Raw genomic sequence first — 18,743 nt, forward strand, 5'->3', positions numbered from 1 at the left:
ATTGCTGTCGCGGAGAAGACGACATGACCGACTCCCTCAACGCGCCTCAGCCCGAGGGCGAAGCCCATTTCGACCTGCTGACGGCAAATCCGGTCTACAAGCCGTTCCGCTATCCGTGGGCTTATGATGCGTGGCTGACGCAGCAGCGCGTCCATTGGTTGCCGGAAGAAGTGCCGCTGGCCGATGACGTGAAGGATTGGCACCGCACCCTGACCGAGAGCGAGCGGCATCTGGTCACCCAGATCTTCCGCTTCTTCACGCAGTCGGACGTGGAAGTGAATAATTGCTACATGAAGCATTACAGCCGGGTGTTCAAACCGACTGAAGTGCTGATGATGCTGTCGGCTTTCTCGAATATCGAGACGATTCATATCGCCGCGTACAGTCATCTGCTCGATACGATCGGCATGCCCGAGTCCGAGTATTCCGCTTTCCTTAAATATAAGGAAATGAAGGATAAATATGACTATATGCAGGGCTTCTCGGTCGACAGCAAATACGACATCGCGCGCACGCTCGCGGCGTTCGGCGCGTTTACCGAGGGGCTTCAGCTTTTTGCGTCCTTCGCCATCCTGCTGAATTTCCCACGCTTCAACAAGCTGAAGGGCATGGGCCAGATCGTGTCATGGTCGGTGCGGGACGAGACCCTGCACTGTCTGTCCATGGCGCGGCTGTTCCGCACCTTCATCCATGAAAATCCGGAAATCTGGACCGAGAAGCTGCGCGAGGACATCCGCCAGGTCTGCCGCGACATCGTCGATCATGAAGACGCATTCATCGATCTCTGCTTCGAGATGGGGCCGGTCGAGGGCCTCGATGCCGATCTGGTCAAGACCTATATCCGTTTCGTGGCCGATCGTCGCCTGAGCCTGCTGGGGCTGGACGGGATGTACCATGTCCCGGCGAACCCGTTGCCGTGGCTGGACGACATGCTGAACGCCGTCGAGCATACGAATTTCTTCGAGAACCGCGCGACGGAATACAGCCGGGCTTCGACCTCCGGTACCTGGGAAGAGGCGTTCGAGGAGAGCATCTTCCAGTCGGACGGCTGATTTATCCGGCGTCCAATGGCGCGCCGTCGCGCAGGATGGCGTCTGCCTCCGGCGTAAAATGCCCGTCTGCCCGGTGCAGTGTCATGCCGGGCAGGAGGGCGGCATCCCCCCGACCGCCGACGCGGCCCTGAACCAGCACGATTCTTGCCGGCCGGCCAGCCTTGGGCCAGAACGGGATCAGGCGGATCGACCCGATGCCGTGCGCCCGCATGGACGCGATCGCCGCGTCGAGCGAGGCGGCGGGCAGGGCGAGGGTCAGCGTGCCATGATGGCGCACCTGCCGCCCCAGACTGCGGACCCAGACATTCAGCATGTCGTTCGCCACGACGCGCCGCGCGATATCGCGGCGTGGATCGGGTGAGGCGCTGGCATCCGTGCGATGCCAGGGCGGATTGGCGAAGGCGTGGTCGAATCCGCCCCCCTGGAGCGGGAAGTCGGCGATGGCAGGCAGATCGGGCAGCGTCGCGCACGCTGCGCGCAACCGGTCGAGGCCATTGTCGTTGAAATTGGTCTGGGCCAGGGCTGCGGTGCGGGCGTCGCGTTCCACGCCGATGCCGGTGATGCCAGCCACCCGCCAGGCCAGGCACATCAATCCCGCGCCAGCCCCGCATCCACCTTCCAGGATGCGCTGGCCGGGGCGGGCAGGGACGGAGGCCGCCATCAGGACCGGCTCCAGTCCCGTGCGGTAGCCCTGGCGGAATTGCCGGTAACGGAGCCGGCCGTCGAGCAGCGTTCCGTGGCTCAGGACCTCGATGGATGCGTCGTCCGCGGCACATGCCAGATGCGGCGTCGGCTCATGTATGATGTCCTTCGGCTTGACCGTCATTCTCACGCCGCTCATATGTTCTACAGACCAATCCAACGGGGTCGGGGAGTTTAACCTTTTGGGCGTTGCAGTCACTCTGCCGGAATCCGAGAAAACGGCAACCGCGAAGCATTCCGGCTCCGGCGCCTCGGCGCAGGAGGGGGCCGAAGCTGCTCTGCAGGAGTTGTCGAGCTATCTCGCCGACGACATGGCCGCGTGCAATCGCGCCATCATCGAGCGGATGGATAGTCCGGTCGCCCTGATCCCCCAGTTGGCGGCGCATCTGGTGGCGGCCGGTGGCAAGCGGCTGCGGCCGTTGCTGACGCTGGCTTCGGCGCGCCTGTGCGACTATCCGGCCGGGCCGGACCATCAGCGCCATGTCGCATTGGCCGCGTGCGTGGAATTCATCCATACCGCGACCCTGCTGCATGACGATGTGGTGGATGAGAGCCAGTTGCGGCGCGGGCTGGCCAGCGCCAACGCCGTGTTCGGCAACAAGGCATCGGTGCTGGTGGGCGATTTCCTGTTCGCCCGCTCGTTTCAGTTGATGACGGATGACGGGTCGCTAAAGGTGATGGCGATCCTGTCCTCGGCGTCGGCGACGATCGCCGAGGGCGAGGTTCTGCAGATGTCGACGCAGAACGACCTGTCCACCTCGGTCGATCAGTATCTGACGGTCATCCATGGCAAGACGGCGGCTCTGTTTGCCGCCGCCTGTCGCGTCGGGGCGGTGGTGGCCAAGCGACCGGAGGCCGAGGAACAGGCGCTGGAAGCGTTCGGCACCAATCTGGGCATGGCCTTCCAACTGGTTGACGACGCGCTGGACTACGCGGCGGACCAAGCCGTGCTGGGCAAGACCGTGGGCGACGATTTCCGCGAAGGCAAGATCACGCTTCCGGTCCTGGCGGCGTATGCCGCTGGAAGCGAGGAGGATCGCCGGTTCTGGCGGCGGGTCATCGAGGAGAGCGAACAGGCGCCCGAGGACCTCGACCACGCCATGGCCCTGATCGCCCAGACCGATGCCATCGGTGTGACGCTGGACCGTGCCGCCGCCTATGCCCGCGCGGCATGTGAGGCACTGAATATCTTCCCCGATACCCGTTTGCGCCGTCTGCTGCAGGATACCGCGTCCTACACCGTCAGCCGGGCCAGATGAGATGAGAGCCTGATCGGGAAAGGCCCCCGGCAGACGCCGGCGAGCCTTTCCCGTTCTTTCGCTGCGCGTGGCCGATGGCATGGCACTTGCCTGTGCTTGTCCGACTTTTTTCAGCCAGCCCAAGACGACCGCATCGGTCAGATCGCCGTGATCGCCGGAGCAAAGAGGGCTGGTGCGCCATAGCCCAGCGCGACCATGGCTGTCGTCATGCGCATGGGCTCGGCCGGCATGGCGGTAAAGAAGGCCCGATCCCGATCGTGATGACGGAGGGCTTCGGACCGAGGCGGAAGCCCCCGCAAGACCGTCGCCGCCTGACGCGCCACGGCATCCGCCGGGTCCAGCCAGATCATCCCTGGTGGCGAGGCCGCGCGAAAGGCATCCATCAGGAATGTGTAATGGGTGCAACCGATGCCGACCACGTCGATCCGGTCGCCGCCGGGCTGTTCGAACAGGGCCGCCAGTTCCCGCTGGACGATGTCGGGCGCCACCGCATGGCCGCGAAAGACACGTTCGGCCAGATCGGCGAGCCCGCGCGCACCGTGGGCCAGCAGAGTGCAATCCGGGGCGTAGCGTTGTTGCAGGGCACGCAGATAGGGACGGCGGACAGTCGCCCGCGTCGCCAGCAGCCCGATGGTACGGGTGCGGCTCAACTGGGCAGCCCATTTGATCGGCGGGACGCACCCGACGAACGGGATGGCGTATCGGTCCCGCAACGCCCCCAGCGCCAATGTGCTGGCGGTGTTGCAGGCGATGACGACGAGATCGGGCGCGAGGCTGGCGATGGCCTCGCCCATCAGGGTGACCACGCGCGCGATCAGCGTGGCGTCTTCCTGCTCGCCATACGGATAGATCGCCGTGTCGGCCAGATAATCGACCGGTATGCCGGGGAGGCGGGCGCGAAGTGCCCGAACGATTCCGAAACCGCCGATCCCCGAATCGAACGCGAGAATCCGCTGCGTCATGGCAGGGCGATCAGCCCTGGCCCTGCGCGCTCTTGAAGGCCAGCGCCTCCTCCAGGCTGGACACGCCGCCGTGCCTGCCCGACCAGCCGCACGGATCTTCAAGGAAGCGCCGGACCTCGGAGGCGTCCTTCTCCGAGAAATAGGGCTGGCCGGCGCAGGCTTCCAGCACATCCCACCAGGTGCAGAGCGCATGCAGCGAGATGTTCATATCCGCCAGCGTGCGCAGCGAACCGGGAAACACGCCATAGAAGAACACGACGAACGTGTGATCGACGATTGCCCCCGCGTCGCGCAGGGCGCGGGCGAATCGGATCTTGGAGGAGCCGTCGGTCGTCAGGTCCTCGACCAGCAGGGTGCGCATGCCGTCGGGCACATCGCCTTCGATCTGCGCATTGCGGCCGAAACCCTTGGGCTTCTTACGGACATAGGCCATCGGCGCCATCATGCGGTCGGCGATCCAGGCGGCGAAGGGGATGCCTGCGGTTTCGCCGCCCACGACGGCGTCGATGCTTTCGTAGCCGATATGCCGGCCGATCTTCTCCACGCCCAGTTCGACGATCTTGGCGCGGGCGCGGGGGAAGAAGATGATGCGGCGGCAGTCGATATAGACGGGCGATTTCCAGCCCGATGTCAGCGTGTAGGGGTCCTCGGGCCGGAAATTGACCGCCTTGATTTCCAGCAGCAGCTTGGCGGTCGTCAGCGCGGCATCGCGGTCCCAGGCGGATGAGCCCGACGAGGCGCCTGTGCCGTAGCCTGTTGAATCGTTCATCTGGTGTGTCTTTCCGGTCCGATAGCGTAGGAAAACGAGGTGGAAAAGCCTTAGCGGGATCGTCCGGGAAAATCCATCGCGCGACCGACATCATTCCATCGGAATCCCGCCTGTGCCGCGCCACGCGAGGGGCTGGATCGCGTTCGGCCGGGGGGCGGTTTCTCTTGCCGGAGACGGAGATACTCGTTAGTATAACTGTAATTGCAAATCGTTCGCAATAAGGATTTAATACTGTGGCGCCAGAAAACGGCCGGATTACACGAAACTGCGAACGGGCGGTCGTGACCGCGTACCGGGAGTTGCGGGATGTCGGGACGGGCGATGTTTCGGCGTTCCACGCCTGCACCACCTTGTATCGTATCCATCATCCCGAGGCATCGCTGAACGAAGCGCGGCGTCTGGTCTCCGAATGGATCGACCACCATGTGGTGCGTGAGGCCGAAGGGCCGACACCGGGTTGCGACTGTCCCTGACAGTTTTGCCACATTGATGCGCGGGTAACGCAAAAGCCCGGCGGCCCATCGGCCGCCGGGCTTTTGCGTAATGCGGACGGGGCATCGCGCGGGGAAGGAACGTTCCCGAGCCCTGAGGGGCTTGCGCGACTCAGCCGATCCGTCCGGGGGTTCCACCCGGACGGATCGGTGCCGGACCTTAGCCGCGCTGGGCGAACGGTACGAAGTCGCGTTCCGGCGAGCCGGTATAGAGCTGGCGCGGACGGCTGATACGCTGACCCGGCTCCTCGATCATTTCCTTCCACTGGCTGATCCAGCCGGTGGTACGGGCGAGGGCAAACAGCACGGTGAACATGCTGGTGGGGATGCCCATGGCCTTCAGGATGATGCCCGAATAGAAATCGACGTTCGGATACAGGCTGCGCTTGACGAAATATTCGTCGCTGATCGCGATCTTTTCCAGTTCCACCGCCAGGTCCAGCAGCGGATCGTCCTTGATCCCCAGTTCGCCCAGAACCTCGTGGCAGGTCGCCTGCATGATCTTCGCCCGCGGGTCGAAGTTCTTGTAGACGCGATGGCCGAAGCCCATAAGGCGCACGCCGCTGTTCTTGTCCTTCACCTGGGCGATGAACTCGGGGATGTTGTCCTTGCTGCCGATCTTGGCCAGCATCTTCAGCACCGCCTCGTTCGCGCCGCCATGGGCGGGCCCCCACAGGGCGGCGATGCCGGCGGCGACGCAGGCGAACGGATTGGCGCCCGTCGAGCCCGCCATGCGGACCGTCGAGGTCGAGGCATTCTGCTCGTGGTCCGCATGCAGGATCAGGATGCGGTCCATCGCCCGCGCCAGGATCGGGTTGACCTTGTACGGCTCCGACGGATGCGCGAACATCATCGAGAGGAAATTTTCCGCGTAGGTCAGGTTGTTGCTCGGGTAAACGAACGCTTCGCCCTGCGTATATTTGTAGGCCCAGGCGGCGATGGTCGGCAGCTTGGCGATCAGGCGCACGGCCGACAGGTTGCGGCTGGCCTCGTTCGAGATGTCGATGGCGTCGTGATAGAAGGCCGACAGCGCGCCGACCGTGCCGCACAGGATCGCCATCGGATGAGCATCGCGGCGGAAGCCATTGAAGAAATTGCGGATCTGTTCGTGCAGCAGCGTGTGCGAATTCAGGGTCGCGACGAAGGCATCATGCTCCGCGGTGGTCGGCAGTTCACCGTTCAGCAGCAGGTAGGCGACCTCGGTGAAGGTGGCCTGTTCGGCCAACTGCGCGATCGGATAACCCCGATGCAGCAGGACGCCCTTCTCGCCGTCGATGAAGGTGATCTTGCTGGTGCACGACGCGGTTTCGCCGTAGCCGGGGTCGAAGGTGAAGACACCCAGATCGGCGGTGATCTTGCGGATGTCCAGCACGTCGGGACCCAGCGTTCCGGAATGGACCGGCAGACTGGCTGTTTTGCCCTCTAGCGAGACGGTGGCCACTTTTTCTGGCTCGGTCATCAAACTCTCCTCTTGGTCGTTCGCCGCCGTGCGAGCGGCCATTCTCATCCCCAACCTGCGGACACCCGTCCTCTGCGTGACAGTTTGCGACGTATCGATCCGCCGCTGTGTCCTCATGCAGGCATGCGCCGAGATAAGGACGAAACGGCTATCGTGGCAACTCCGCCGGCAGGGGGGCGCTTACCCCCTTAATTGCATAGCGCACGGGTCAGAACGGCCTGTTTGCGTGCCAGTGCATGCCAGGGGCCATGCACCGTGAAACAGGCAAGGGAGGCGACCGGAAAGCCCCGAATCAGGATCGTCTTGTCCGGGTCGTCGATGGCATGTCCGGCCAGGTCCATCACCAGCTGATACAAATCCGGATTGTGCCCTATCACAATGATATTATTGATATTTTCTGGCGTTTCCTGAAGGATTTCCAGGATGCTTTCGCTGCCGCATTCATAGAGCCGGGCCTCCTGGCGAACCTGCGGCGCGACGGTGGTGGAAAACGGCCCGAGTGCCGCATAGGTCTCGCCCGAACGCATCGCCGGACTGATCACGGCCAGCTCCGGGACGAAGCCGATCTCGCGCAGTTGTGTTCCGCGTTGGTGCGCCTGGCGGCGTCCGGCGGGGGTCAGGGGGCGCCCGAGGTCGCTGGATGGGCTGGGATCGCCATAGGGGCCGGGGAAGGCTTCCGCGTGGCGCATCAGTACCAGCGTCCGCGCGGGAGGAGCCATGGCGGCGGGGTCTGACGCGGTGACCATCAGACGGCGCCGGGCCCGGTGGATTTGCGCGCGATGGCTTCGTGATGGCGGATGACCTCCTTGATGATGAAGGCCAGGAACTTCTCGGCAAAATCGGGGTCCAGCCGCGCGGCCCCGGCCAGCTCGCGCAGCCGCGCGACCTGCCGGGCCTCGCGGGCCGGATCGGCGGGAGGCATGTTGTGGCGCGCTTTCAGTTCGCCCACGGCCTGGGTATGGCGGAAACGCTCGGCCAGCATGTAGATCAGCGCGGCATCGATATTGTCGATGCTCTGGCGGAGCCCCAGAAGCATCTCCTGGGCGCCAGGCGCCTGACTTGTCTGGTCGATGGCCACGGTATCGTTCACGTCAACATGCTCCTGTCTGTCGATCGTGCGGTTATACCGTGTTTCAGTCCTCGGCGGGCAGATCGATCCATGCCAGGTGGCCGCCTTTTCCGGCACCTGTGTCGGTAAAGACCGATCGGCCGCCGGCGCGTCCGTCGCGCACCCATGGGCGGCCGTCGGTCGACCGGCGGTCATGCCCGCAATAGACGGTGTAGCCGGGCGGAATATGGTCGACCCAGTTCAGCCTGCGTTCCGGGTAGCCGTCCTTGCGCGTGCGGCTCGTGGTTTCACCGAACAAGGCGCGCGACAGCAGCGGGGTCACGTCTCCAAGGCCCGGCGGCGGAGGTTCGGAAAGCATCCGGGAGTGGAAGCCGCCATGCACGAAAATCCGCCGGCCCAGCACGATCCACGGGGGCGCCTGCGCGATGTCCTGCACCGCCCGGTGATGGACATCGTCGTTATCCGGTGCCTGGAACTGGCGGACAGTCTCGCTCAGCGCGGCGTCGAACCGCAATTTGTGGCCGGCCAGGGCGCGCGCCAGCTTGCGGTCGTGATTGCCCAGGATGAACAGGCCGCGACCGTCATCCAGCAGGCGCTGCATCAGCCGGAAGGTGCCGACGCTATCGGGTCCGTGGTCCACCAGATCGCCGAGCTGGATGACGAATCGGTCGGTCGCCACCGCGTGTTCGAACGCCCGCAGATCGCCATGCACGTCGCCGACCACCCGAATCGGGCGCCCGGCAATCAGCGCTTCCAGCGCCGGCAGGTCGCGCCAGAATTCAGCTCCATCGGCCGGCAGCGAACCCGGCGTGGGGAGATGGTGTGGCGTCCAGGCTGTGTCATCGGTTGAGGGCGTGTGATTCGGCTGCATGGGGGCTTCGGTCACGATGAGGGGAGTGATAGGCCTTTCGTCGAATATGGGGTCACGGTCGTCATCTTGCCATGTGTCCGCCGTCGATGCGCCAGAATGTGGGCGCGCGCATGGCAGGTAGTCGTTTTTACCTGGATGCCGCCAGCCAGCCGGGATAACGGCGTTCGATCCTGAGGATGAGGGCGTCCACGCCACGGCGCAGCAGCGCCACGTCCTCGGCCAGCAGGATCAGTCCGAGCGGGAGCATCCACAGGCCCAGGATCGGCAGAAAGGACAGCAATCCCCCCAGGATCAGCAGCAGACTCGCCAGAAACCGTGCCGGGCGGCGCGATGGAACCCGCAGCCAGTCGATCGCCCCGCGCAGGCGGGACGGCACGCGGGTCAACGCCAGCCGCACCAGCCGCTCATGATCGTTTTCCGGGTCGGTCACGGGGCACATGCTCAAGGATAACACTCTTTTGTTGTGACGGGTCTGCCAGGAAAGAGAACAGATGGCGTGTCGGCCGGCCTGGTATCCGATACGGTAACCTGTCTCCATGGCAGGATCGGGGCGGCCCGACCCGCGCAGTACAAGACCAAGATAACGAAAAGACACGAGGAAAGGTTCCATGATCGATCATAGCCGAATCCGGAACGCCGCCTTCCGGGCAAAAGTGACCACCGCCGAGGAGGCCGCCAAATATATCCGTCCGGGCAGCATGGTCGGCATGAGCGGCTTTACCGGGTCGGGTTATCCGAAAGCCGTTCCGCAGGCCCTGGCCGCGATCATCGAAGGGGAAAAGGCGAAGGGGAACGATTTCCGCATCCGCCTCTTCACCGGCGCCTCCACCGGCCCGGAACTGGACGGCGCGCTGGCCAAGGTGAACGGCATCTCGTTCCGTATGCCCTACAATTCGGACCCGATCCTGCGCGGCCTCATCAACAGCGGCGAGACCGAATATCTCGACATGCATCTGAGCCACGTAGCCCCGATGACGTGGCAGGGCTTCTTCGGCGAGATGGATACGGCCGTCATCGAGGCCGTCGCGATTCGCGAAGACGGCACCATCGTTCCGTCGTCGTCGGTCGGCAACAACAAGACGTGGGTCGAATCCGCCCGCCAGGTGATCATCGAGGTCAATAGCTGGCAGCACTCGGCGCTCGAGGGCATGCACGACATCTGGTACGGTACCGCCCTGCCGCCGCACCGCGTCGCCATTCCGCTGCTGCGCCCCGATGACCGGATCGGCCAGGCCACGCTGAAGGTCGACCCGTCGAAGGTCGTCGCGATCGTCGAAACCCATGCACCGGACCGCAACGCGCCCTTCTCGCCGCCCGATGCGTCGGCCAAGGCTATTGCCGGGCATCTGATGGAGTTCTTCCGTCATGAAGTGGCGAAGGGCCGTCTGCCGCAATCGCTTCTGCCGTTGCAGTCGGGCGTGGGCAACGTCGCTAACGCCGTGATGAGCAGTCTGGAAGACGGCCCGTTCGAGGACCTGACCGCCTTTACCGAGGTGATTCAGGACGGCATGCTGGGGATGCTGGAATCGGGCAAGATGCGTGTCGCCTCGGCGACCGCCTTCTCCCTGAGCCCGGAAGCCGCGGAATCGCTGAACGACCGCATGGCCGAGTTCCGCTCCAAGATCATTCTGCGTCCGCAGGATGTCAGCAACCATCCCGAGCTGATCCGTCGCCTGGGCTGTATCGCGATGAACGGGCTGATCGAGTCCGACATCTACGGCAACGTCAATTCGACCCAGGTCATGGGCTCGCGCATCCAGAACGGCATTGGCGGTTCGGGCGATTTCGCGCGCAATGCCTACATCTCGGTCTTCATGACGCCGTCGACCGCCAAGGGTGGCAAGATTTCGGCGATCGTGCCGATGGCCTCGCATGTCGATCACATCACCCAGGATTCGCAGGTGCTGGTGACTGAACAGGGCCTGGCCGACCTGCGCGGCCTGTCGCCCAAGCAGCGGGCCGAGACGATCATCCGCAACTGCGCGCATCCGGACTATCGTCCGATGCTCCAGGATTACTACAAGCGGGCGCGGGAAGGCTCCTACGGCCAGCAATCCCCACATCTGCTCAAGGAATCGCTGTCCTGGCATCAGCGCTTCATCGAGACCGGCACGATGCTGCCGGGCTGACATCCGTCAGGCCGCGCTCCCAGGGCAACCCCTGGGGCGCGGCGTTCGCGGATGGAATGCAGATGACCAGATAGATATTTGTTTATAAAAGATATCATTCGTCAGCGATCATGTCGCCGCGAAGGTATGGCATGTAATGGATTGTCTCCATTTCATGTCATATCTTTCTGTTTTTAAAAGATTTATGGTACGACTTCGCGGGTCGCGGGCTATTTGGAAAGCACGGCGCGATGATGTGATGCCGTCACACCATTCTTTTCTGTTTTGTTTTTAAAGCAGATATTCGTGTTATTCGCCTTGGTGCGCCGCGTCGGTCCTGGGGTGGCCGACCATGCTCGCCGCGTGGTCGAGATCGACCGACAGCACACGGCTGACGCCGCGCTCCTGCATCGTCACCCCATAGAGCCGGTCCATATGCGCCATGGTCAGTTGATGATGCGTCACGACCAGGAAGCGCGTGCCCGCTTCGGCAACCATATCGGCCAGCAGGGCACAGAAGCGCCCGACATTGGCATCGTCCAGCGGCGCGTCGACTTCGTCCAGCACGCAGATCGGCGCGGGATTGCAGCGGAATACCGCGAAGATCAGCGACAGGGCGGTCAGGGCCTGTTCGCCGCCCGAGAGCAGCGACAGCGTGGCCAGCTTCTTGCCCGGCGGCTGGGCATAGATTTCCAGCCCCGCCTGCAACGGGTCGTCACTTCCCACCATGCCCAGATGTGCCCGCCCGCCATTGAACATGCGGGCGAACAGCGATTGGAAATGCCTGTCGACTTCGGTGAACACCGCCAGCAGGCGCTCGCGCCCCTCGCGGTTCAGGGCGCCGATCGAGCCGCGTAGCCGGGCGATGGCCGTGTCCAGTTCGTCCTTTTCGCGCTGGATGGTCGTGATCCGCGTCTCGGCCTCGTCGGCTTCCAGTTCGGCGCGCAGATTGACCGGCCCCATATCCTCGCGCTCGCGGGTCAGGCGGGCGATCTTTCGGCGCAGGCTGGTTTCCGCCGCTTCGGTCAGGTCGGGGGGAACGATGCCGGGTGGCTCCGGCGTCTCGGTCAGCAATTGGGCCAGGATGGCTTCGGCCTGCTCGTGCCGGCCCTCGGCGCGCAGCACGGCTTCACGCCCGGCCGCCAGGGCGGCCTCGGCATCGCGCCGCGCGGTCTGGGCGTTCACCAAAGCGTCTTCGGCTTCGGCCAACTGGCGGGCGGCTTCCGCGTGGTCGGCCTCGGCCTTGTCCATCGCCGCGCGTGTGCTCTCGCGGGTGCGGGTGACTTCTTCCGGCATGGCGGCCAGGCGTGCATGGTCCGACCGTGCGGCATCCAGGCGGGTTGTGGTGCCGAGCAGTTCGGCGGCGGCGGCGGCCTGACGGGCGGTCCAGTCGGACAGGGCGGCGGCAATGCCGGTCAGGCGGGCCTGGATGGTCTGGTCCTCGCCGGCCAGGGTGACGCGATGCTGGCGGGCCTCGTCCTCGGCCTGCCGGGCGGCGGCCACGGCCTCGCGTGCTTCGCGGACGCGGGCTGCGATCGCCTCCAGGTCGGGCAGGGCCTGCTGCTCGGCAGTGATGCGGGCCAGCCGTTCCGCCGCTTCGTCCCGTTCCTGGCGCAGGGCGTCCAGGCGCGGCGCCTGCGCGTCCAGCACGCTGCGGGTCTCGATCAGCGTGGCCTGTCGGGCCGCGTGGGCGGTCTGGGCCTGTTCCAGCGCCCGTTCGGCCTCCTGCTGAAGCTGTCGCCCGGCCTCGTGGGCCGCTGCGGCATCACGAGCCCGGATTTCAGCGGCGGCCAGGGCGGAATCGGTCTCGGCGCTGGGAGGCAGGGCCGCGAGAGTGGCTTCGGCCTCCTGCCGGGCGGCCTCGGCCTGCTCGGCCTCACGGGCAATGCGGTGCAATTCGGGGAGGATCGTCGCCAGTCGCGCTTCGGCCTCGTTATTGCGGGCGGCGGTGGCGTCGTCCTCCCGCCTGGCGGCTTCCAGCGCGGTTTCGGCGCGCTTGCGGGCGTCGCGGCATGCTGTCTCAGCGGTCTGCGCGGCCTGTTCCTGCTGGCGGGCGGCTTCATGCCGCCGGGCCAGTTCGGCGGCATCCGGCAGGTCGGCCGCTGCCTGCCGGGCGGCACTCAGCGCGGTTTCGGCCTCCGCAAGGGTCTGCGTCGCCTGATCGTGCTGGGGCTGGACCGTCTCCAGCCGGGCGCGCGCGGTGGCGTCCAGCCGGCTGATTTCGGCTTCATCGGTGCGGGCCTGACGCAGTGTCGCTTCGATCGCCGCGCGGGCGGTGCGGGCGGCGCCAACCGACGCGGTCGCCGCCGATCGGGCGTGCTCGGCAGCAGCCACAGCGGCTTCGACGGTCGGAAGATCGGCCAGACGGGTCTGGCGCGCGGCTTCGGTTTCGCGCAGGAGGTTGCGCTGTCGCAGCAGCAGCGCCGCCCGGCTGGGCTGGCCGGCCGCTACGCGATAGCCATCCCAGCGCCATAACGCACCGTCGCGTGCCACCAGGCTCTGGCCGGGCAGCAGGTCGTTCTGCAAGGCCGCGCCGTCGGCCCCGTCTTCCAGAAGGCCGATCGCGGCCAGGGCGCGGGCCATGGCTGGCGGGGCTGTCACCAGCGTGGCCAGGGCAACCGTGCCCGCGCCCGGCAGCGGTGACGTGCTCAGGGGCGAGAGGGTGTGCCACAGGCGCGGCGCGTCCGGTGCGACGGAGGCATCCAGCCCATCGGTCAGGGCGGCGGCAAGGGCGGCCTCCAACCCGTCGGGCACCGTGATGTCATCGACGACCGGCCGGAAATGCGTCTCGCTCTGTCCGGTTTTCAGCGCCTGGGTCAAACCTTCGGCCTGCGCGTTCAGGCGCGAAAGGTCGGCCTTCAGGTCGCTCAGGCGGTGCGTCGCGGCGTCGCGGTCGGTGGCGGCGTCGGCCAGGGCGGCTTCCGCCCCTTCCAATGCCTGGCCGGCCTCGGCGAGGCGTTGTTCCGCATCCTCGCGCGCCGTTCTGGCGGCGGTCAGCCGTTCCGGCGCGATGGCGGCGGACTGGGCAAGTGCCAGATCTTCGGCCAGGGCACGCAGCCGCGCGACCGCGCGCTGATGCGCCGTATCCGCCGATTGCAGGGCGGCCTGGGTGGTGGTGCGCCGGTTCGTGCCCTCCTGAAGGCGGGCATAGGCGTCGATCCGGCCGGCAGTGGCCGCCTGACGGTCCAGTTCCGCCTGTTCCAGCGCGGCACGGGCGGCATCGAGGGTGGATTGCGCCGCGACGAGGCCCGCGCGCAACGCATCCCGATGCTCGGCGGCGACCCGCTGGCCATGGGCCTCGTCATGCCGGCGCTGCAAGCCCTGCTGTTCGGACCGCAAGGCCTCGGCGCGCTCCGTGGCCTGGGACAGAGCCCGGCGGGCCGCGTCATGGCGTCGGTGGGCTTCGTCCGCCCGGCCGCGTGCGAGGCTGGCCGCCAGCGTGGCGTCTGACTGTTCCTGCGCCGCCTGCTCCAGCGTGATGCGGGATTCCGCAAGCCGCGTGGTCGCGGCCGCCAGTTCGGCGGCCTGGGCTTCCAGCACCGAGGTTTCGGGCAGGGTGCCGCGCAAGGTTTCCAGTTCGGCGGCCAGGGCGGTATATTGGGCTTCGAGGCGCGCGTGGCGGGCCTGCGCCTCGGTGAGCGCCGCCGCGACCTGCGTTGCCTGGGCCTGGGCGGCGTTGGCTTCGGCGCCGGCCTGTTCCAGCGCCTGCTCGCGGGCCTGCACCATGGCGGTGGCATCGGTCTGGGCCTGTGCGGCCTGCGCCATCTCATCGGGCAGGGCGGCGAGGCGCTCGGAGAGGCTGGTTTGTTCGGCTTGCAGGCGGGCGACGTTTTCGGCGGCGTCGGTCTCGCGCGCCTGGGCGGCCTGATGGTCGCTTTCGGCCTGGCCCAGCCGCGCGGTCGCGGCCTGCGCGGCCTCGGTCGCGCGCTGTTCCTCGCGGGCCATGCCTTCGGCCAGGATCTTCTGGCGTTCCAGAAGCGTGCGGCTCTCATCCGCGCGGGCGCGCAGCGCGGGCAGGTCGCGATTGGCCTCGAATTCCGCGATCACGCTGGTTTCGGCGGCCTCCTCCGCCTGCACCAGCGCCTGCCGGGCCTGCCGGGCCGTCTGGCCGGCGCGCTCCACCGCCAGACGCGCGCGGGCATGCAGCAGGGCCAGAAGGGTGGTCTCGGATTCACGGAGCGCGCTGGAAATCTCGCGATAGCGCTTCGCCTGCTGCGACTGATCACGCAGGCTGCCCAGATGGCCTTCCAACTGGATGCGCAGATCCTCGGCACGGGCCAGATTGCCTTCGGTGGCGCGCAGTTTTAGTTCGGCTTCATGCCGTCTGGCATGCAGGCCGGTGATGCCGGCGGCTTCCTCCAGGATGCTCCGCCGTTCCTCGGGCCGGGCATTGACCAGGGCCGAGACGCGGCCCTGGCTGACCATGGCCGACGAGCGCGCGCCCGAGGCGAGGTCGGCGAACAGGGTCTGCACGTCGCGGGCGCGGATCGGCTTGCTGTTGACACGATAATCGCTGCCGGAGCCGCGCTCGGCGCGCCTGGTGATCTGCAATTCGTCCTGATCGTGCAGCGGAGGGGCCGCGATCCCCTCCGTGCCTTCCAGCGTCAGCGTCACCTCGGCCAGATTGCGCGCCGGGCGGGCGGCGGTGCCGGCGAAGATCAGGTCGTCCATCTCGCCGCCGCGCAGGGAGCGCGCGGAGCTTTCGCCCATCGCCCAGCGCAGGGCCTCGACCACATTGGATTTGCCGCAGCCGTTCGGTCCGACGATCCCGGTCAGGCCGGGCAGGATATCGACCGAAACCGGGTCGGCAAAGCTCTTGAAGCCGCCGATGCGCAGGCGGACAAAACGGGCAGCCATGGAAGAAGGGACCTGATCAGCTCAGCGAGGCGACCTTTTTGGCAAAGTCTTCGTAAGTCATCTCCTGACCGACCTGCTCCTTGTCGTTGAAGCGGAAGGTCGGGGTGCCCTCGATCTTGTATTCGGCCTGGGCGCGGTTTTCCTCGTCCATGATGGCCTGGCGCAACGTGTCGTCGGCCAGCGTCTTCTGGAACATTTCGGCGGGCATGCCGGCCAGCGCGGCCATTTTCTGCAATTCGTCCTGCAGGTTGACGTCGCGGGCGAAGGCCCAGCGGTCCTGGCTGGCCAGCAGGGACAGCACGAAGGGCTCGTAGCGTTCCGGCGGCAAGGCGCGGGCGATCATCGCCGCCGCCAGCGCGATCTGGTCCAGCGGAAAATCGCGGAAGATGTAATAGACCTTGCCGGTGTCGATCAGATTGCTGCGGATCTTGGGGAAGACTTCGGCTGCGAAGCGCGCGCAGTGGGTGCAGGTCAGCGAAAACCATTCCTCGACATGCACCTTGGCCGCCGGATTGCCGGCCGCGCGGACGGCCATGCGCGGGTCGGCGGCGGCCCGTGCGGCGCGGATGGACAGGGCCTGTCCGAACAGGAGGGCAGGGGTCGCGGTCGCGATCAGGGTGCGGCGGGTAACGGGCATGGCTGAACGGTCTCCGGCAGGCTGAAGGGGGCGAACGGTAAAAGGGGGACAGAGCCCGCAAAGCGGGCAGGCGTCAAGATGCCGGCGAACCGGTGGAGGGGGGCGTGGGCACCGGGCGGGCCGACCACCAGGCCGAGAGCGCCGAGCCCGAGATATTGTGCCAGATCGAGAACAGCGCCCCCGGCAGGGCCGCCAGCGGGCCGAAATAAACCCGGCCCAGCGTGGCGGCGAGCCCGGAATTCTGCATCCCGACCTCGATCGCCAGCGTTCGGCAGGCGCTTTCCTCCAGCCCCAGCAATCGTCCGCCCCAATAGCCGCCCAGCAGGCCGATCCCGTTATGCAGCACCACCCCGAGCAGGACCAGCGGCCCTGCCGCCGCCAGTGACGGCCGCACCGAGGCGACGATGGCCCCGATGATCGTCATGATGGCGATCATGGCCACCAGCGGCAGGGCGGGTTCCACCCGGCGCACCAGACGCGGGGCCAGCATGTTGACGGCCAGCCCCGCCGCGACCGGCAGCGCGACCAGCATGACGATGCTGCGCAGCAGGGCCAGCACATCGACCTGCACGTCGGCCGCCACGTACAGCCGCGTCAGCAGCGGCGTGGCAACGATCCCGACCAGGGTGGAGAGCGTGCTGATGCTGACCGACAGGGCCACGTCGCCCCGTGCCAGATAGATCATGACATTCGATGCCGTGCCGCTGGACACGCTGCCGACCAGGATCATGCCGACCCGCAGGGCCGGCGGCATGCCCAGCAGCCGCCCGATCAGCCATGCCGCCAGCGGCATGATGGCGTAATGCAGCACGATCCCCGCCACGACCGGCGCGGGGCGGCGGGCGATACGCCGGAAATCCGCCAGCGTCAGTGTTACGCCCATGGTGAACATCACCAGGGCCAGCAGCGGCGTGATCGCCGGCGTCAGGACCATGAAGGCCCCCGGCCGCCCGATGGCGGCGACCGAGACCAGGATGGCCCATAGCGGGAAGAGGCGGGTCAGGACGGACAAGTCGGTCAGGCGGCAGGCGGCGCCGGCGGTGGCCGCACGCGTACCTTGCGGATATGCAGGGCATCCGCGTCGAGCACGCGGAAGACCAGCCCGCTGTCATGGGTCAGCACCTCGCCGCGTGCCGGCACATGGCCCGCCAGCCGGAAGACCAGCCCGCCCACCGTTTCGATCTCGGCCTCCCGCTCGGCCTCGGTCAGCAGCGTGCCCAGCCGGGCCTCGAATTCCCCGACCGGCAGGCGGGCATCGACGTCGAACGTGCCGTCCGGTCGTTCCTGGATCAGGACCGCCGTCGGTTCGTCATGCTCGTCGGAAATGTCGCCGACGATGGTCTCCACCAGATCCTCGATCGTCACCAGCCCGTCGATGCCGCCATATTCGTCGATCACCAGCGCCAGATGGAGATGGCGCTGGCGCATCTGCAACAGCAGGTCCAGCACCGGCATCTGCGGGGCCACCATCAGGGGCTGGCGCAGCAGCGTCTCCACGTTGAAGGCTTCGCTGGTGCCGGCATAGGCGATCAGGTCCTTCACATGGATCATGCCCACGATGTCGTCGAGTTGCTCGCGATAGACCGGCATGCGCGAATGGTTCTCGCGGCGCATCAGGGCCAGGGCCTCGTCCTGGCTCAGCGATACCGACATGGCGACGATATCGGCGCGCGGAATCATCACGTCGTCGGCGGTGATGCCGCGCAGCCGCAGGACGTTCGCGATCAGCGCGCGTTCCTGGCGGTCGAGCTCCGAATTGGCGTCGGTCCCGTCGCCTTCGGCCTCGTTGGCTTCCTGCACCAGGGCGGCGATGGAATGGCGCAGCCCATGTTCGCCGCGCCGGCGGCTGAACAGCGAGAGCAGGCCCCGGCCGCGTGGACGCGGCGCATGGGCATCGTCAACCCGGCTCGGCGCGCCCTCGGGCGACGCGGGCTCGGGCAGGGGGCGGTTCACTGCGCGTCCTCCATGCGGCCGGACGGCGCGCCGGGGCGGAATTTCCATGGATTGGGGACGGACAGGCGGCCCAGGATGCGGGCCTCCTCCATTTCCATCCGCCGTGCCTCGCCGGCCTGGTGATGGTCGTGGCCGCGCAGGTGCAGGATGCCATGAACGACCAGATGCATCAGGTGATGCCGGATCGGCCGCCCGGCCGCTTGCGCCTCGCGCCGGACGGTTTCAAGCGCGATCATGATGTCGCCGCCCGGTATGCCGTCGGGGTAATCGAAGGTCAGGACGTTCGTGGGCTTGTTGCGGTCGCGGTGGCGCGCGTTCAGCCGGCGGATCGTGCGGTCGCAATCCAGCGCGATCGTAACCGGCGCCGGCTCTTCGCCGGCCCAGGCGGCGCGCGCGGTGCGGCGCACCAGGGCCGCGATTCCCGGGACGGCGCCATGCCAGCGCGCGTCCGCGACGATCACGTCGCAATCCGGGCTGTCCTGTGCCATGGTGGAGTGAGGGCCGGCGGCCATTTCGGCCGCCGACGGTCTTATAACGTCCCCGTCCGTTTCGGC

General features: G+C 66.6%; 17 protein-coding genes. 4 read left to right on the forward strand and 13 right to left on the reverse strand.

Features of this window, described 5'->3' with window-relative positions; genetic code table 11:
- Positions 1 to 23: 23 nt before the first annotated feature.
- Positions 24 to 1,052 (forward strand): ribonucleotide-diphosphate reductase subunit beta, encoded by a 1,029-nt coding sequence (locus HLH25_RS05130; RefSeq protein WP_182973050.1) that lies wholly within the window; start codon positions 24 to 26, stop codon positions 1,050 to 1,052.
- A gap of 1 nt (position 1,053) precedes the next feature.
- Here HLH25_RS05130 and HLH25_RS05135 read toward each other — a convergent pair whose 3' ends face one another.
- Positions 1,054 to 1,893 (reverse strand): tRNA1(Val) (adenine(37)-N6)-methyltransferase, encoded by an 840-nt coding sequence (locus tag HLH25_RS05135; RefSeq protein WP_246401373.1) that lies wholly within the window; start codon positions 1,891 to 1,893, stop codon positions 1,054 to 1,056.
- A gap of 43 nt (positions 1,894 to 1,936) precedes the next feature.
- Between HLH25_RS05135 and HLH25_RS05140 the strand changes: the two genes are divergently transcribed.
- Positions 1,937 to 3,013, forward strand: a complete 1,077-nt coding sequence (locus tag HLH25_RS05140; protein WP_246401376.1) for a polyprenyl synthetase family protein — start codon at positions 1,937 to 1,939, stop codon at positions 3,011 to 3,013.
- 137 nt (positions 3,014 to 3,150) lie between these two features.
- Here HLH25_RS05140 and HLH25_RS05145 read toward each other — a convergent pair whose 3' ends face one another.
- Together HLH25_RS05145 and HLH25_RS05150 are read right to left on the reverse strand one after the other, a co-directional pair.
- A complete protein-coding gene (locus HLH25_RS05145) occupies positions 3,151 to 3,975 on the reverse strand; it encodes a glutamate racemase (protein WP_182973051.1) in 825 nt (274 codons plus the stop codon).
- A gap of 10 nt (positions 3,976 to 3,985) precedes the next feature.
- Positions 3,986 to 4,744, reverse strand: coding sequence for an orotate phosphoribosyltransferase (locus tag HLH25_RS05150; RefSeq protein WP_182973052.1), 759 nt, complete (start codon positions 4,742 to 4,744; stop codon positions 3,986 to 3,988).
- Positions 4,745 to 4,977: 233 nt separating this feature from the next.
- Between HLH25_RS05150 and HLH25_RS05155 the strand changes: the two genes are divergently transcribed.
- Complete coding sequence (locus HLH25_RS05155; RefSeq protein WP_182973053.1) at positions 4,978 to 5,217, forward strand: hypothetical protein; 240 nt, start codon at positions 4,978 to 4,980, stop codon at positions 5,215 to 5,217.
- 178 nt (positions 5,218 to 5,395) lie between these two features.
- Here HLH25_RS05155 and gltA read toward each other — a convergent pair whose 3' ends face one another.
- The 5 genes from gltA to HLH25_RS05180 all read right to left on the reverse strand — a co-directional run bounded on the left by gltA (position 5,396) and on the right by HLH25_RS05180 (position 9,073).
- Positions 5,396 to 6,694, reverse strand: a complete 1,299-nt coding sequence (gene gltA, locus HLH25_RS05160) for a citrate synthase (protein WP_182973054.1) — start codon at positions 6,692 to 6,694, stop codon at positions 5,396 to 5,398.
- A gap of 188 nt (positions 6,695 to 6,882) precedes the next feature.
- A complete protein-coding gene (locus HLH25_RS05165; RefSeq protein ID WP_182973055.1) occupies positions 6,883 to 7,440 on the reverse strand; it encodes a SixA phosphatase family protein in 558 nt (185 codons plus the stop codon).
- Positions 7,440 to 7,784, reverse strand: a complete 345-nt coding sequence (locus HLH25_RS05170) for a chorismate mutase (RefSeq protein ID WP_375272488.1) — start codon at positions 7,782 to 7,784, stop codon at positions 7,440 to 7,442. The genes HLH25_RS05165 and HLH25_RS05170 overlap by 1 nt, the downstream gene beginning before the upstream one ends.
- A 43-nt stretch (positions 7,785 to 7,827) precedes the next feature.
- A complete protein-coding gene (locus HLH25_RS05175) occupies positions 7,828 to 8,634 on the reverse strand; it encodes a metallophosphoesterase (RefSeq protein ID WP_182973056.1) in 807 nt (268 codons plus the stop codon).
- Positions 8,635 to 8,761: 127 nt separating this feature from the next.
- Positions 8,762 to 9,073, reverse strand: a complete 312-nt coding sequence (locus HLH25_RS05180) for a hypothetical protein (RefSeq protein WP_182973100.1) — start codon at positions 9,071 to 9,073, stop codon at positions 8,762 to 8,764.
- 169 nt (positions 9,074 to 9,242) lie between these two features.
- Between HLH25_RS05180 and HLH25_RS05185 the strand changes: the two genes are divergently transcribed.
- On the forward strand, positions 9,243 to 10,763 hold the full coding sequence (locus HLH25_RS05185) for an acetyl-CoA hydrolase/transferase family protein (RefSeq protein ID WP_182973057.1): 1,521 nt from the start codon (positions 9,243 to 9,245) through the stop codon (positions 10,761 to 10,763).
- 288 nt (positions 10,764 to 11,051) lie between these two features.
- Here HLH25_RS05185 and HLH25_RS05190 read toward each other — a convergent pair whose 3' ends face one another.
- The 5 genes from HLH25_RS05190 to ybeY form a co-directional block, all read right to left on the reverse strand.
- Entirely contained in the window at positions 11,052 to 15,599 is a 4,548-nt protein-coding gene (locus HLH25_RS05190) for an AAA family ATPase (protein WP_182973058.1), read from the reverse strand.
- A 16-nt stretch (positions 15,600 to 15,615) separates the two neighbouring features.
- Positions 15,616 to 16,236, reverse strand: a complete 621-nt coding sequence (locus HLH25_RS05195) for a thioredoxin domain-containing protein (RefSeq protein ID WP_182973059.1) — start codon at positions 16,234 to 16,236, stop codon at positions 15,616 to 15,618.
- A 73-nt stretch (positions 16,237 to 16,309) separates the two neighbouring features.
- Entirely contained in the window at positions 16,310 to 17,248 is a 939-nt protein-coding gene (panS, locus tag HLH25_RS05200) for a ketopantoate/pantoate/pantothenate transporter PanS (RefSeq protein ID WP_182973060.1), read from the reverse strand.
- A 5-nt stretch (positions 17,249 to 17,253) separates the two neighbouring features.
- Positions 17,254 to 18,189 (reverse strand): hemolysin family protein, encoded by a 936-nt coding sequence (locus HLH25_RS05205; RefSeq protein WP_375272493.1) that lies wholly within the window; start codon positions 18,187 to 18,189, stop codon positions 17,254 to 17,256.
- Positions 18,186 to 18,701, reverse strand: coding sequence for an rRNA maturation RNase YbeY (gene ybeY / locus HLH25_RS05210; RefSeq protein ID WP_246401393.1), 516 nt, complete (start codon positions 18,699 to 18,701; stop codon positions 18,186 to 18,188). The genes HLH25_RS05205 and ybeY overlap by 4 nt, the downstream gene beginning before the upstream one ends.
- Positions 18,702 to 18,743 lie beyond the last annotated feature (42 nt).

This window comes from Gluconacetobacter dulcium, from assembly GCF_014174165.1.
GTDB classification, from domain to species: Bacteria; Pseudomonadota; Alphaproteobacteria; order Acetobacterales; family Acetobacteraceae; genus Gluconacetobacter; species Gluconacetobacter dulcium.